The sequence below is a fragment of the Paenibacillus sp. Soil787 genome (assembly GCF_001429545.1).
Classification (GTDB): Bacteria; Bacillota; Bacilli; order Paenibacillales; family NBRC-103111; genus Paenibacillus_E.
The window spans coordinates 567,817-583,205 of record NZ_LMSP01000012.1 but is presented as its reverse complement, the minus strand read 5'-3'; the positions used below and the strand labels follow the sequence as shown (position 1 = coordinate 583,205).

Annotated in this window: 13 protein-coding genes and 1 pseudogene; 11 read left to right on the top strand and 3 right to left on the bottom strand. The window is 47.3% G+C overall.

Annotated features, from left to right (window positions below):
• The first annotated feature begins 5 nt into the window (after positions 1 to 5).
• The 7 genes from pyrR (at position 6) to pyrE (ending at position 9,020) form a co-directional block, all read left to right on the top strand.
• The gene (gene pyrR, locus ASG93_RS15270; protein WP_056833298.1) at positions 6 to 560 is read left to right on the top strand and encodes a bifunctional pyr operon transcriptional regulator/uracil phosphoribosyltransferase PyrR; all 555 of its coding nucleotides are present in this window, start codon (positions 6 to 8) and stop codon (positions 558 to 560) included.
• A complete protein-coding gene (locus tag ASG93_RS15265) occupies positions 557 to 1,462 on the top strand; it encodes an aspartate carbamoyltransferase catalytic subunit (RefSeq protein ID WP_056833297.1) in 906 nt (301 codons plus the stop codon). The genes pyrR and ASG93_RS15265 overlap by 4 nt, the downstream gene beginning before the upstream one ends.
• A 212-nt stretch (positions 1,463 to 1,674) precedes the next feature.
• Positions 1,675 to 2,958 (top strand): dihydroorotase, encoded by a 1,284-nt coding sequence (locus ASG93_RS15260; protein WP_056833295.1) that lies wholly within the window; start codon positions 1,675 to 1,677, stop codon positions 2,956 to 2,958.
• Between the two features lie 187 nt (positions 2,959 to 3,145).
• Positions 3,146 to 4,330, top strand: a complete 1,185-nt coding sequence (gene carA, locus ASG93_RS15255) for a glutamine-hydrolyzing carbamoyl-phosphate synthase small subunit (protein ID WP_056833293.1) — start codon at positions 3,146 to 3,148, stop codon at positions 4,328 to 4,330.
• Between the two features lie 14 nt (positions 4,331 to 4,344).
• A complete protein-coding gene (carB, locus tag ASG93_RS15250; RefSeq protein WP_056833290.1) occupies positions 4,345 to 7,554 on the top strand; it encodes a carbamoyl-phosphate synthase large subunit in 3,210 nt (1,069 codons plus the stop codon).
• Between the two features lie 95 nt (positions 7,555 to 7,649).
• Positions 7,650 to 8,339, top strand: coding sequence for an orotidine-5'-phosphate decarboxylase (gene pyrF, locus ASG93_RS15245; RefSeq protein WP_056833506.1), 690 nt, complete (start codon positions 7,650 to 7,652; stop codon positions 8,337 to 8,339).
• A gap of 39 nt (positions 8,340 to 8,378) precedes the next feature.
• The gene (gene pyrE / locus ASG93_RS15240; RefSeq protein WP_056833288.1) at positions 8,379 to 9,020 is read left to right on the top strand and encodes an orotate phosphoribosyltransferase; all 642 of its coding nucleotides are present in this window, start codon (positions 8,379 to 8,381) and stop codon (positions 9,018 to 9,020) included.
• Between the two features lie 246 nt (positions 9,021 to 9,266).
• Here pyrE and ASG93_RS15235 read toward each other — a convergent pair whose 3' ends face one another.
• Positions 9,267 to 10,139: a LysR family transcriptional regulator gene (locus tag ASG93_RS15235; protein WP_056833286.1), complete on the bottom strand. Its 873-nt coding sequence runs from the start codon at positions 10,137 to 10,139 to the stop codon at positions 9,267 to 9,269.
• Positions 10,140 to 10,262: 123 nt separating this feature from the next.
• On the opposite strand from ASG93_RS15235, the gene dapA reads away from it, so the two are divergent.
• Together dapA and ASG93_RS15225 are read left to right on the top strand one after the other, a co-directional pair.
• On the top strand, positions 10,263 to 11,144 hold the full coding sequence (gene dapA, locus ASG93_RS15230; protein WP_056833284.1) for a 4-hydroxy-tetrahydrodipicolinate synthase: 882 nt from the start codon (positions 10,263 to 10,265) through the stop codon (positions 11,142 to 11,144).
• An 11-nt stretch (positions 11,145 to 11,155) separates the two neighbouring features.
• Positions 11,156 to 11,563 (top strand): RidA family protein, encoded by a 408-nt coding sequence (locus ASG93_RS15225; RefSeq protein ID WP_056833282.1) that lies wholly within the window; start codon positions 11,156 to 11,158, stop codon positions 11,561 to 11,563.
• Between the two features lie 85 nt (positions 11,564 to 11,648).
• Here ASG93_RS15225 and ASG93_RS15220 read toward each other — a convergent pair whose 3' ends face one another.
• Together ASG93_RS15220 and ASG93_RS15215 are read right to left on the bottom strand one after the other, a co-directional pair.
• Positions 11,649 to 12,155 carry a GNAT family N-acetyltransferase gene (locus ASG93_RS15220; protein WP_056833279.1) on the bottom strand — a complete coding sequence of 169 codons (507 nt, stop codon included), beginning with the start codon at positions 12,153 to 12,155 and terminating at the stop codon, positions 11,649 to 11,651.
• 24 nt (positions 12,156 to 12,179) lie between these two features.
• Entirely contained in the window at positions 12,180 to 13,556 is a 1,377-nt protein-coding gene (locus ASG93_RS15215) for a dipeptidase (protein WP_056833277.1), read from the bottom strand.
• Positions 13,557 to 13,735: 179 nt separating this feature from the next.
• Between ASG93_RS15215 and ASG93_RS15210 the strand changes: the two genes are divergently transcribed.
• Together ASG93_RS15210 and ASG93_RS36355 are read left to right on the top strand one after the other, a co-directional pair.
• A complete protein-coding gene (locus ASG93_RS15210; RefSeq protein WP_056833275.1) occupies positions 13,736 to 14,281 on the top strand; it encodes a GNAT family N-acetyltransferase in 546 nt (181 codons plus the stop codon).
• Between the two features lie 10 nt (positions 14,282 to 14,291).
• Positions 14,292 to 14,675, top strand: a pseudogene (locus tag ASG93_RS36355) (nitroreductase family protein); the annotation flags it as partial.
• Positions 14,676 to 15,389 lie beyond the last annotated feature (714 nt).

Below are 15,389 nucleotides of genomic sequence, written 5' to 3'. Positions count from 1 at the left end.
AAAAGATGAATGAAACGGCCGAACACACGATTATTGATGAAATGGGAATTCGCAGGGCGCTGACACGGATTGCACACGAGATACTGGAAAAGAATAAGGGTGTAGAGAATTGTACCTTGATTGGGATTCGGACCCGTGGTATTTACTTGGCCAAGCGAGTAGCAGAGCGAATTCTTGAGATTGAAGGTGTGCCGATTCCTGTCGGTGAGATTGATATCACTTCTTATCGTGATGATCGCGTTAAGGTGAGGTCAGTGGAAAATGTTCAGGAAGGCGGTAAGATCCAAATTCAAGACCGCAAAATTATCCTGTTCGATGATGTGCTTTACACCGGAAGAACGGTGAGGGCAGCCATGGATGCATTGATCGATCTGGGTAGACCGCAAATGATCCAGCTGGCCGTTCTAGTTGACAGAGGACATCGTGAGTTGCCCATTCGTCCTGATTATGTAGGAAAGAACGTACCTACCTCCAAAAGTGAAAGTATTGAAGTGCTGCTTACGGAAATCGATGAAAAAGATGGCGTCGTTATTCTTCAACAGAGGGGGAAACAGGAGTGAGCATAGTGAGTATACAAACCAAGCATTTTCTGGGATTGAAAGGCGTAAGCGCAGGGGAGATAACGAGCATACTTGATCGTGCTGCCTACTGGGAACAATCTTCTTCGAAAGTGACGAATCAGTTTCAAGGCAAATTCGTTTCCAACTTGTTTTTTGAAAATAGTACAAGAACACGGTTCTCTTTTGAACTGGCGCAAAAGCGGCTAGGAGCCGACGTACTCAATTTCTCCGCTGCAGAATCCAGTGTACAAAAAGGTGAGTCTATCTACGATACAGTACGTACACTCGAGTCCATGGGCATCGATGCGGGAGTTATCCGATTGAAGCCGAACGGTGTCCTGCAAGAGTTGGCTGAGAAAATTAAAATCCCGCTCATTAACGCGGGGGACGGCAATAACGAGCATCCAACGCAAGCGCTGCTCGATTTCTACACGATGCGCAAGCAGTTCGGCGCCATCAAAGGTTTGACGGTCTCGATCATCGGAGATATCCTGCACAGCCGTGTCGCTCGCTCCAACTTATGGGGACTCATCGCCCTGGGAGCAAAAGTGCAGTTCTGCGCGCCGGAAAGCATGCAAGCTCCAGAGCTAGCTGAGTTTGCTCCGTATGTGTCCTTCGAGGAAGCGCTGAAAGCGGACGTGGTCATGATGCTGCGTGTGCAGCTTGAACGGCACGACAAAGGAATCATTCGCTCAGCAGAGGAATACCGCGAGCAGTACGGGCTAACGGCAGAGCGTGCAAGCCGCATGGCACCTCACGCAATCATCATGCATCCAGCTCCGGTCAATCGAAACGTAGAGCTTGATGATGAGTTGGTTGAACACGAGAAATCCAAAATTTTCACACAAATTGCTCACGGTGTTCCGATTCGTATGGCGGTCATCGAACGAGCTTTATCCTAAAAGGAGAGACTTTGATCTTTGATCAATGATCCCTATAATGTCTCACAAAGTGAAGCCAAGCTCTGAAAGCTGATTCCTCCCGCATTGAGCTTTAGCTCGATCGGCGACTAAACTTACCATTCAAAGCGGTCATACTACGTCGAATTGCTTCGATAAGAGTTTAGACATTACTTGCGGGGGCCCCAAACGAATACTAGGAGGACAATCTCACAATGGGTATCTGGGTATTAAACGGACTAACAGTCGATGTAAATAATGTACAAGCGAAGAAACACATTTTGGTAGAGAATGATAAAATTGCAAAGGTTATAGATGCAGCAGAAGGTTCGGCTCCACAAACCGAAGGCCATGAAGTTATTGATGCAGCAGGTAAGCTGGTGACTCCAGGATTCATCGACATGCATGTTCACCTGAGAGAGCCTGGTTTTGAACATAAAGAAAATATTGCGACTGGAACACGTTCCGCAGCAAGAGGCGGCTTCACAACCATCGCTTGCATGCCGAATACAAGACCTGTGATCGATACCGTTGATACAGTGAACTACATATTAGATAAAGCTGCAACGGAAGGTGTCGTCCGTGTTCTCCCATACGGCACGATTACGAAGAACGAGCTCGGCCGCGAGTTGACCGATTTCGCTGCGCTGAAAGAAGCGGGCGTCATCGGCTACACCGATGATGGCGTTGGCGTACAAAGCGCGCAAATGATGAAGGATGCTATGGCTTTGGCCGCATCGATCGGGATGCCAATCATCGCGCATTGCGAAGATGACACGCTTGTGGTTGGCGCGCCGGTAAGCGAAGGCGCGTTCGCGAAGAAGCACGGGCTGAAGGGGATTCCGAATGAGTCCGAGGCGATTCATGTAGGTCGCGACGTGCTGCTAGCTGAAGCGACGGGTGTTCACTACCACGTGTGCCACGTAAGCACCGAGCAATCAGTTCGCTTAATCCGACATGCGAAGCAGTTCGGAATCAAAGTAACTGCCGAGGTATGTCCGCATCACCTCGTGCTCTCGGATGAAGACATTCCTGGGCTCGATGCCAACTGGAAGATGAATCCGCCGCTGCGCACGCCGCGCGATGTGCAGGCAGTCATTGAAGGATTGGAAGACGGTACGATAGACATTATCGTGACGGATCACGCGCCGCACACCGAAGAAGAGAAAGAGAAAGGCATGATGCTGGCTCCATTCGGCATCCTCGGCTTCGAAACTGCGTTTTCCCTGCTGTACACGAAATTTGTGCTGACAGGCAAATGGTCCTTAGGATTCCTCGTGGATCGTATGACGAAAAAACCTGCCGACGTATTCGGTCTTCCATACGGAACACTGGAAGTAGGCAGCGCAGCTGATATTACCATCGTGGATTTGGAAACAGAGCGCGAAGTTCTCAAAGAAGAGATCGTTTCACGCAGCAAAAACACGCCATTCATCGGTTGGAAGCTGCAAGGCTGGCCGATTGTTACCATCGCTTCCGGTAAAGTGGTTTGGTCATAAATCGTTCTTAAATAACGTCGAAATCAAGCGTAAATCCGCATTAAGATCTATACGCAGATCGAAAATTCGTGTATATTTATACGGAATGATTGATTTTTATGCAAATCTTATGCAAAAACAAAGAAATGTAGGCATGACATCCGCGGTTCGTGAGGATCGCTGACAATAGCGAAGGAGTTGAAAGAACATGCAGGCAAGATTGTTGCTGGAAGACGGCACTCTTTTTACAGGAAAATCGTTCGGTAGTGAAGGTGAATCCGTCGGCGAGGTTGTATTCAATACAGGAATTACAGGTTATCAGGAGGTGCTTTCCGATCCTTCCTACTGCGGTCAAATCGTGACTATGACGTATCCATTGGTGGGGAACTACGGTGTGATTCGGGATGATTTTGAATCCGTACGTCCTTTCATTCATGGCTTTGTTGTTCGTGAACATGAAGAGATTCCAAGTAACTGGAGGGCGCAATATACGCTGGGCAGCCTGCTGAAAGAATACGGCATCGTTGGGATCAGCGGCATCGACACGCGCATGTTAACTCGTAAAATCCGTCATCACGGCGTTATGAAAAGCCTTTTGACAACATCGAATAAATCCATTGCTGAGCTGACTGAAATCTTAAGAGGAACGCCTCTTATAACGGATCAAGTCGCTCGTGTATCCACGAAAAGTGTATACGGTGCACCTGGTCACAAAGAACGTATCGTTCTCGTAGACTTCGGAGCGAAAAGCGGAATCATCCGCGACTTAAGCAAACGTGACTGCGACGTTGTCGTTGTACCTCAAGATGCTACAGCTGAACAAATTCGTCGCCTTGCGCCAGACGGCGTGCTGCTGTCTAACGGCCCTGGGGATCCCAAAGACGTACCTCACGCTGTCGAAATGATCAAAGGCTTGCTCGGCGATATCCCGCTCTTCGGCATTTGCTTGGGTCACCAGCTGTTCGCACTAGCATGCGGCGCAGACACAGACAAACTGAAGTTCGGTCACCGCGGCGGTAACCATCCGGTAAAAGATTTAATTTCCGGACGCTGCTACATTACATCACAAAACCATGGCTACACGGTTAAGGAAGAATCCGTCCAAGGAACTGACCTTGAAGTGACGCACATCAACAATAATGACCGCACTATTGAAGGCTTGAAACATAAAAAATACCCTGCTTTCTCGGTTCAGTATCACCCAGAGGCAGCACCGGGGCCATTTGACTCCAGCTACTTGTTCGATGATTTCATCTCGCTGATTCGTCAGCACAAAATCGATAACCCACAGCAGCCGCGCCAAGCGCAAATGCTTGCACAGTGGAAAGCTTCAACGGCATCGACATCTGTAAGTAAAGCTTACGAAGCAAGTTTTGCTAACGCAAAACTCTAGGGAGGAACTGCAATATGCCAAAAAATAATACACTCAAAAAGATTCTAGTTATCGGTTCCGGTCCTATCGTCATCGGTCAGGCAGCGGAATTTGACTATGCAGGTACACAAGCTTGCCAAGCGCTTAAAGAAGAAGGCATGGAAGTTATCCTGATCAACAGCAACCCTGCTACGATCATGACGGATACGAACATGGCGGATAAAGTATATATTGAACCGATTACGCTTGAGTTTGTTACGCAAATCATTCGTCAAGAGCGTCCCGATGGTTTGCTTCCAACACTCGGTGGTCAAACAGGTTTGAACATGGCTGTAGAACTGGCTCGCGCAGGTGTTCTAGAAAGCGAGAACGTGAAGCTTCTGGGAACACAGCTAACAGCGATTGAGAAAGCAGAGGATCGTGACCTTTTCAGAGACTTGATGAGAGAATTAGAGCAGCCTGTACCAGATAGCGTAATCGTAACTACGGTTGCTCAAGCGGTGGATTTTGCTAACGAAATCGGCTTTCCTATCATTGTTCGTCCTGCCTACACATTAGGTGGAACGGGCGGCGGTATCTGTAACACGATGGAAGAGTTGACGGAAATCGTTGCTTCCGGTATTCGTTACAGCCCAATCGGTCAATGTCTAGTAGAGCGCAGTATTGCAGGCATGAAAGAAGTCGAGTACGAAGTAATGCGTGACGCGAACGATAACTGCATCGTGGTATGTAACATGGAGAACTTTGATCCAGTTGGTGTACATACCGGAGATAGTATCGTTGTAGCACCAAGCCAAACCTTGTCAGACCGTGAGTATCAAATGCTGCGTTCGGCATCGCTTAAAATCATTCGCGCTTTGAACATCGAGGGTGGCTGTAACGTACAGTACGCGCTTGACCCGCATAGCTTCCAATATTACGTAATCGAAGTAAACCCGCGTGTAAGCCGTTCCTCAGCGCTTGCATCCAAAGCAACGGGCTATCCGATTGCGAAGATGGCTGCGAAAATTGCGATTGGCTACACGCTCGATGAGCTAGTCAATCCAGTAACAGGCCAAACCTATGCCTGCTTCGAGCCAGCTCTGGATTACATCGTTTCCAAAATTCCACGTTGGCCGTTCGATAAATTTACAGCTGCAAACCGTAAGCTGGGTACGCAAATGAAAGCGACTGGCGAAGTTATGGCGATTGGCCGTACATTCGAAGAGTCCATTCATAAAGCGGTTCGTTCGTTAGAAATCGGTGTACACCGTTTGTTCCTTAAAGAGACGGATCTCTTAGATCAAGAAACACTCGAGTTCCGTTTGCAAAAGCCCGATGATGAGCGCTTGTTCTTACTAGCAGAAGCTTATCGCAGAGGTTATACCGTGGAACAATTGCAAAAATTGACGAATATTGACTGGTGGTTCTTGAACAAACTGGACGGTCTGATTAAATACGAGAAAGAGATTGCAGCTAGCGAACTTACAAACGAGCTGCTATTCGAAACGAAACGCAAAGGCTTTACAGACCGTGCGATTGCTGAGATTCGTACACTGGCTGGTTGTTCGACATTCACCAAAGAAGCTGAAGTCAGAATGCACCGTTTGAAGCAAAACATCAAGCCGGTTTACAAAATGGTTGATACTTGCGCAGCGGAATTCGAAGCTTCAACGCCATACTACTATTCAACTTATGAGCAAGAAGATGAAGTTACGGAAACAACGAAAGAGAAAGTGGTTGTTCTGGGTTCCGGTCCGATTCGTATCGGTCAAGGGATTGAGTTCGATTACTCCACGGTTCATGCGGTTTGGGCGATTCAAGCGGCAGGTTACGAAGCGGTTATTATCAACAATAACCCAGAAACGGTATCGACGGATTTCAATACATCCGATCGCTTGTACTTTGAGCCTCTGTTCTTTGAAGATGTGATGAATGTGATCGAACGCGAGAACCCAATCGGGGTTATCGTTCAATTCGGTGGTCAAACAGCGATTAACTTGGCTGCACCTTTACACAAAGCCGGTGTACGCATTCTCGGTTCCGATCTTGAAAGTATCGATACAGCGGAAGATCGTAAGAAATTCGAAGCTTTACTTAGCAAGCTCTCGATTGCTCAACCACCAGGCGGCACCGTTACATCGGTTGACCAAGCTGTGGGTACAGCTGCGAAATTCGGTTATCCGGTTATCGTTCGCCCTTCCTACGTACTAGGTGGACGCGCAATGGAAATCGTCTACTCCGATGAAGAATTGCTTAGTTACATGGAATATGCCGTGAAAATCAACCCGGAGCATCCGGTTCTGATTGACCGTTATATGCTTGGTAAAGAGGTAGAGGTTGATGCGATCTGTGATAGAGAAACGGTTCTAATCCCTGGGATTATGGAACACGTTGAACGTGCAGGGGTTCACTCCGGTGACTCCATCGCGGTTTATCCGCCGCAATCCATCTCGGATGAGATTAAACAACAAATTATCGACATTACGACGAAAATTGGACTTGAATTGAACGTAGTAGGTCTGGTCAACATCCAGTTTGTTATTCATAACGATGAAGTGTACGTAATTGAGGTTAACCCGCGTTCTTCCAGAACCGTGCCTTTCTTGAGCAAAGTAACGAATATCCCGATGGCTAACGTGGCTACACGCGTCATTATGGGGCAAAAGCTGACGGATATGGGCTACCAAGGCGGGTTATGGCCGGAAGACAAGTATGTATCGGTTAAAGTGCCAGTGTTCTCCTTTGCGAAGCTGCGCCGTGTTGATACAACGCTCGGACCTGAAATGAAATCGACGGGTGAGGTTATGGGTCGCGATATCAATTTTGCCAAAGCACTTTATAAAGGCTTAATTGGAGCGGGGATGAAAATCCCTGCGGCAGGATCTGTCGTAGTAACGGTAGCTGACAAAGATAAAGAAGAAGCGATTGAAATCTTAAAGGGCTTCTATCGTCTAGGATATAAAATCATTGCAACAGGCGGAACGGCGACAGCGATCGAACAAGCTGGTCTCCCAGTGACGACCGTGAACAAGCTGAGCGAAGGTTCGCCTAACATTCTGGATCTCATCCGCAGCGGTGATGCACAGTTCGTTGTGAACACACTGACAAAAGGTAAAGAGCCTGAGCGTGACGGTTTCCGCATTCGTCGTGAAGCGGTAGAGAATGGTGTGGTTTGTATGACATCACTCGATACAGTAAGAGCGCTTGTTAATATGCTTGAAGCAATCAACTTCTCCTCACGTGCAATGCCAATTCATGTCTAAGACTATGCTTACGAAGTCAGTTTTGCTAAAGCAAAGCTCTAAGGAGAGTGACGAACTTGAGTACACTAACTCGCACAGATGTTACCGGACGCATTATGGTCGCTTTGGATTATGCGAACGCAGAAGGTGCTGAAGGGCTGCTGAAGCAGCTCGAAGGCATCCCTTGCTACGTGAAGGTGGGCATGCAGCTGTTCTATGCTGCGGGTCCCGGCTTCGTCGCGAGTCTGAAGGAGCGCGGCTACAAGGTGTTCCTTGACGTGAAGATGCATGACATTCCTAACACGGTCAAAGGCGGCGCGGAAAGCGTGACGCGCCTTGGGGTTGATGTGTTTAATGTCCATGCTGCCGGAGGCAAGCAGATGATGGAAGCTGCCTTGGAGGGTGTCGACAAGGGGCTAAGTTCTGGAGCTGTGCGTCCGATTGTCATCGGCGTGACGCAGTTGACCAGCACCAGCGTGCAGGTGCTGAATGACGAAATCGGCCTGACCGGTACGGTCGAGCAGGCCGTCATTCGCTATGCCCGCTTGGCGCATGCCGCGGGGCTTCAGGGTGTTGTCGCGTCACCGCTTGAGGTGACTGCGATTAAGGCGGCGTGCGGTGACGGTTTCGTCACCGTGACGCCAGGCATTCGCCCTACGGGAGCCGACGTGGGCGACCAGTCGCGCATCATGACGCCGGCTGAGGCGTTCGCGCAGGGGACGGACTACGTCGTGATCGGTCGACCGATCACAGGCGCAGCGGATCCAAGAGCAGCGATTGAAGCGATTATCGATTCAATCGTGTAACATGCTTTGTCTAACAACGGAAGGAACGGTGGAAGTAACATGAGTCAACTCGAAACAATCGCGCAGCATATTGCAGCGTCGTTATTAGATATCGAAGCGGTCGCACTTCGACCGCAGCAGCCTTTTACATGGACTTCTGGCCTCAAATCGCCAATCTATTGTGACAATCGTCTGACGATGTCACACCCAGCTATCCGCGAAGCGATCGCTGACGGCTTCGCAGCATTGATTCAAGAGAAATTCCCTGATGCTGAGGTTGTTGCTGGTACAGCAACAGCGGGCATTCCTCATGCCGCTTGGGTGGCTCAGAAGCTTGGTCTCCCGATGATCTACATTCGTGATAAAGCCAAAGGGCATGGCAAAGAGAACTTGATTGAAGGCACTGTGAAACCAGGTCAAAAGGTGATCGTGATTGAGGATCTTATCTCTACAGGCGGCAGCTCTTTGAAAGCAGCTATTGCAGTCAAAGAAGCTGGTGCTGTAGCGCTGGGCGTGCTGGCGATTTTCTCTTATCAGCTTGATAAAGCTACAGAAGCGTTCCAAGCTGCTGATATGCCACTGTACACACTTTCCAACTACTCTACACTGCTTGAAGTAGCTCTAGAGAAGGGGAAAATCAAACAAGAGGACATGGAGTTGCTTCGTTCTTGGAGATCGAATCCTGCAGCGTTTGGTGTGTAGAAAGTATTAATTAAAAATGCGCTTAATCCCAACAGCTGGTTAACGCTTCTGCGACACCGCACTTGGGTGGCAATCTCGACATCCGCATTTAAGTTTATAACGGAAGAAGCTCTACCTTTACGAAAAGGAGAGCTTCTTTTTTTACCTTTAAGAATTTATATGTTTTGGATTTGCCCGAGTACTCCGAATGGTGCGATTCCGACTAGAGATTATCCCTTGCCCACCGAACTGTTGTATTCGCTCAGGTTATCCTTGAGTCAGTTGTTGAATGAATGTTTGCAAGGGCTGGGACATCCACTTTTTGGGGTGCAGCAGCAGTTGAAGGTCCAATTTTAAGTCTGAATGTGAAAAAGGAAGATGAGCTAGTTTCCCTTGCTCCAATTCGTTCTGTACGGCAATTTGGGGCAGCAGGGCGATACCAAGCCCATTCATGACGCAGTGTTTAATGGTTTCTAGATTACCGAGCTCAAATCCAATTTGTAGCGGAACAGCATGATCCTTGAGCAACTTTTCAAACATGCCTCGATAAATGCAGCCCTCTTCTGTAACGATAAATTCAGCTTGCTGAAAATCGCTTAGTTGTATCTGTGTTCGTTTCGTGAGTGGATGCTCAAGCGGTGCCACCAAAACTAATGGTTCTTCCCTGACCTTTGTACAAGTAAGTGTGGTGTCGGCCGGATATCGATCTAATATAAGTCCTATATCATAGTCCCCATCTCTGACTTTGGTTATGAGGGAAGTCTCACTGTCAGGGAAGAGCTGGATATTCAGTCCAGGAAATTGTTGCTTCAGCACATGTAAATAAGGCGGTAAATAGTAAGCAGCGAGTGAGTTGATCGTACCGATCGTCAGTGTTCCGCTGACCTCGCTTGTTATCATTTCTTTGGATTGATCATAGAGGTCAAGCATCTGCAAGACTAGCTTTAGCAAGCTTTCACCGGGTGCTGTTAATCGAAGCTGTCGCCCGTATCTTTCGAAAAGGGGTACGCCATATTCTCGTTCCAGCTTCTGAATTTGCATCGTAATACTTGATTGCGCATAGCCCAATTCTTCAGCAGCTCGTGTGAAGCTCTTTCTTCGTGCAACCTCCCGAAAGGTTCGGAAATAGGTTAAATCCATGGGAACCCCTCGCTTTACTATCAAAATTTTTGATGAGTCTTATCATTTATTATAGCTAACTGTGATCCAATGTTCCATGCTAAAGTGAATGTACAAACGAAATAGGACTAGGAGATGATTGGGATGTTAAGAGAGAAAGACTTACATGGGATCTATGTTCCCATAATTACACCATTTGATGAGAAATACGAGGTGGATGCTGCCTCTTTTTATAATCTAGCTTACAATTTATTTCAAGATGAGGTAGACGGATTGGTCGTTAATGGAACGACAGGGGAATCGCCGACGATTACAAATGAGGAGATGGCGATCTTATTCGCTACGGCACAAGCAGCTCGCGAGGCTGCGCAAGTAGATGCTTCGATCGTAGTAGGTACAGGAACGAATGATACGTTGTCCACGGCAAAAAAGACCGAGGCTGCTGGGAAATTAGGGGCAGATGCTGTTTTAGTCGTAGTGCCTTACTATAATAGACCGAGTCAACAAGGGATTATTGAACATTTTCGCCGGGCAGCCAGCGTTGGTGTGCCTGTTATTTTATATGAAATACCGCATCGCACAGGTGTGACGTTGGAACTTGATACTGTGCGTACGATACTTGAATTCGATGGAGTTATAGGTATGAAAGACAGTACGCCTAACACTCGATTGGTGTCTGAACTTACACGTATTGGCTCGAAACCCGTCTTGTGTGGGGAAGATTCACTGCTTTTTGCGGCGCTTAGCTCCGGTGCTAAAGGGATTATGAGCGCATCAGCGAATGTAATGACGGAGCGTTTTGTATCGTTTTATCGGCATTTTGAAGCTGGACAACATGAGATGAGCAAACAGCTATTCGATGAGTTGCTGCCACTCATTCGATTACTTTTCGAAGAGCCGAATCCAGCACCTCTCAAATGGCTGCTTGAGCAGCAAGGTATCATTGAATCCGGAACACTGCGATTGCCGCTGCTTTCGGTGACAGAAGGCTTGCAGAAGAAGTTAGCTGCTTATTTACAAAGATGAGGGAGAGAGCTATGAATCGGACTAGGGTATTTACAGGCTCACCTTGGGAACCTGTTGTAGGCTATTGTCGGGCGATTCGAGCGGGGAACCGGATTGATGTAGCTGGCACAACGGCAATGAGGGATGGAGAGGTCGTTGGCATTGGTAATCCGTATGAACAGGCGAGATTCGTCCTCCAGACGATTGAGCAGGCGCTGCAAGAACTCGGGGGGCAAATGTCAGACGTGATTCGAACTCGGATGTTTGTAACGGATATTACGTTATGGGAGGAGTTCGGCCGGGCACATGGGGAGTTTTTCTGTGACGTACAGCCCGTAGCAACGATGGTTGAAGTGAAGTCTTTAATAGATCCTTTGCTGTTGATAGAGATTGAGGCTGAAGCCCTATTGGCAGAGGAAACTTTGAAAGGCTGGAAGTAAGGCATTTAAGTATAAAAAAACGCTTGTCCTCTTAGAAGGCGATTTGAAATCGCGAGCAAGAGGGGAAGCGCTTTTTGTTTACATATTATCCTACACGTTTACCAAGAATGATGAGATCCCGTTCGATTCCGTCAAGTTCAGCAACGCCAGGTAGATGGGCCCAGTTGACGAAGCCGAATTTACGGAAAAGGTGGAGGCTGGGATCGTTATGACCAAAAATGAAGCCGAGCAGTGTTTTCAGTCCCAGCTTTGGACTAGCTTCTATCGCATGCTCCATCAGGTAACGACCAATGCCTTGGCCGCGAAAAGCTTCATCGACATAAATGCTGACTTCCGCAGTAGCATTATAAGCGGGTCGGCCATAGAAGGACTGGAAGCTGAGCCAGCCCCAAATGCGACTGCCGTTTTCCACCACCCATAAAGGGCGGAATTCCGCTGAGTGTTCATGGAACCAGCCTTCGCGACTGGCAGTGGTCACGGGTTCTGTATCTGCTGTAACCATGCGTCCTTCAATGGTGGAATTATAAATTCGTACAATTTCTGCTAAGTCTTCCAAGCTGGCATCGCGGATCGTTAGGTGATTCGTACTCATGTTAAGGCTCATTCCTTTCAGTGGTTATTCCTTCATTGCGGCAAGTTTCAGCCAGAAACGACTGATGGTCTCGGTACCTTTGTCCCAATTGACCAAATGGAAATGCTCATTCGGTGCGTGCAGGTTTTCACCTGGTAACCCAAAACCAAGCAGCACTACGGGTGCATCTAATACGCGCCCTAACACTTCAACAATCGGGATTGAACCTCCGCTTCGTGTATATACAGGCCAAGCGCCATACGTATCTTCATAAGCTTCTGCAGCTGCTACCATGACAGGCTCGTCAATTGGGGTGATAAAAGGATTTCCGCGCAGCTGGCGGTCTAGGGTCACTTTTACACCAGGCAAAGACAAGGCACGGATATGATTTTCAACCGAATCCATGATTTCCTCGGGCACTTGTGCGGCAACGAGACGGCAAGCTATTTTCGCACTGGCACGATTAGGAATGATTGGTTTGATGCCTTCACCCTGAAAGCCGCCGCTTACGGATGTGATTTCCAAGGTCGGTCTGGAAGTCGTTTGTTCGTAGAACGAGAACCCATTTTCCCCATATAATGTTTCAACATGTAAGTCCGATCGAACCTTATTCTCGTCGGGTTCTACTTGTTTAAAAGCCTCGCGCTCTTTGTCAGAGAGCTCAATGACGCGATCGTAGAAACCTTCCACCGCTACGCGACCGTTTGCATCATGGAAGGAACTCAGCAGCTTCGATAAAGCGTGAATCGGGTTTTGGACCGCGCCGCCGAATAGGCCCGAATGCAGGTCGCTATTTGCGCCATCCACCGTAATTTCAAACCCGGCGAGCCCGCGAAGACCATACATAAGTGCAGGTTTTCCCGGTCCTTGCATTTGAGTATCGGAAAGTACTATGGTATCAGCTTGTAATTTATCTTTATACTTTTCCACGAAGGCAGGCAGGTTCTTACTCGCAATCTCTTCCTCACCCTCAATACAAAGCTTCACATTAACAGGGAGACTGCCGTGCGTTCGTAAAAAAGCCTCAATCACTTTGGCGTAAAGTAATAGTTGACCTTTATCATCGGTGCTGCCGCGGCCAAATAGCTTCCCATCTTGTATCACGGGCTCAAATGGAGGTGTGTTCCAAAGCTCTAACGGCTCGGCCGGTTGAACATCATAATGTCCGTAGACAAGTACAGTTGGTTTACCGGGAGCATGCAACCAATCTGCATAGATTACGGGATGTCCCCCAGTAGCCATAATTTCAATGTTCTCAAGACCGGCTTGTTTCAAAGACTGAGCCGTCCATTCTGCACAGCGAATGATATCTGGTTGATGTTCGGCGACTGCACTTATACTTGGAATCCGCAAAAACTGCATTAATTCCTCTATGTGTTGGTCCCTTTGCTCTTTCAAATAGGTTTTGATCGTTTCAATCATGTTTAATTTCTCCTTCTTTGTAAGCTATTGAAATCGGTGCTTCTTTTAAGTTCCCCAAATGCAAGTAAATTCCTGCAAATAAGTGATGCAGATACACATTTTATAAGTGAGTTGCACGATGTAAATAGAAGTGGGTATTATTGTATAGGTCAATTCTATTATTAGAAGGGGTGAATTTAATGAAACTCTTGGTTAAGACCGAACGAATGTCTTTAGTTTTATTAAATCAATCTTCCGTAGACCTGGTTCTGGATTATGTGATTCGTAATCGAGCTTTCCTGGAACCGTGGGAATTAGAACGTAATGAAACGTATTTCACGAAGGAATATCAGGCTGAGCAGTTGGAGCAAGAAGCAATTAAGATCGGGGAAGGCCAGATGCTTAAGGTATGGCTGCTCTTTGAAGAACGAATTGTGGGGTCAATTGCGCTTAATAACATCGTTAGAGGTGCATTTCAATCTTGCCATTTGGGCTACCGAATGGACGGGAAGCTCCTTAATCGAGGGCTCATGACAGAGGGACTTAAAGCGATCATTGGTTACGCTTTTGACGAGATGAACCTTCACCGCATTGAAGCCAATATCATGCCTCGAAATGCAGCATCTTTGAAGGTCGTAGAGAAGCTGGACTTTTATGAGGAAGGCTTAGCGCTCAAATATTTACAAATTCATGGTGTTTGGGAAGACCATATTCATATGGTACTGCGCAATACAGCTATGGAATAAAATTTGCCCCATCCTTGGCGATTTGGAAGCGTATAAGGATTCTGCACGAATAAATGAAGTGCTTTTCCATTTGGGACTCTTTAGTAAACAAGAGTTAGATGCAGAAGTACAGCAAGTGACACATTTTTATGAAGAACGCGGCGAGCCGTTCAAGCGAGATGAGGCGATTCGGAATGCAAGTCTATCGGCCATGTTATTTATGATTACTGCGAAAGATCAAGGCTAGGACACTTGTCCAATGATCGGTTTTGAAGTAGACAAGCTCATTGAGGCTCTTCAATTAGAAGAACGCTATGTTCCAGCTATGTTAATTACGATTGGGAAAGAAGATACATCGAGCCAGCGGCCGCGCGGATATCGAAAACCGATTGGTGAGTTTGTGAAATATGTTTAATACATAAATAGAGACCGTTTATCGCTGTGAAGGTGGCGATGAGCGGTCTTTTCCTTATTCTATAGGAAATTATAAAAGATGCCGATCTGTGGATAAGTTTTGTAAAATGAACTGGAGGATAGGAAGATGAACAAGTAATATCTTACAAAAAGAAAAGGACGCATCTGGCAAACACTCCATTAAAGGGCGGATTAGTCTTTTTAGATATATATCATTGAGAGGACCAAAAAAGTTTTCTCAGAGAGGAGAAAACAGCAAAATCCAGTTGAGAAGACCAAAATGGACGTCTCAGATCCAGTAAGAGGAGTATTGGACTGGAATTAGGGTTGAGAGGACCGAAATAATCTTCTCGGGGGAAAGAAAACAGCTAAATCCAGCTGAGAAGACCCAAATGGACGTCTCAGATCCAGTGAGAGGAGTATTGGACTGGAAATTAGCCTGAAAGGACAAAAAAAGACAAAAAAAGTCCTCTCATAAGTGAAGAAGTAGCTAAATCCAGCTGAGAATACCGATAAACATGTTCCGATCGTTCCGAAATTAGTTGTGGTATTAGCCAGCAATTTGTTAACGGCATCGCTATTTTTCGGCGTTACGCCACGGCCTAGTAAGCACTACCCAGCCATCAAGCATTTTTCCTCAGGTAAACCCGCTCCGGTCGGCCGACCGCACCATAAGACAGATCGGTGCATAAATCCCCTGAGATGAAGAAGCAGG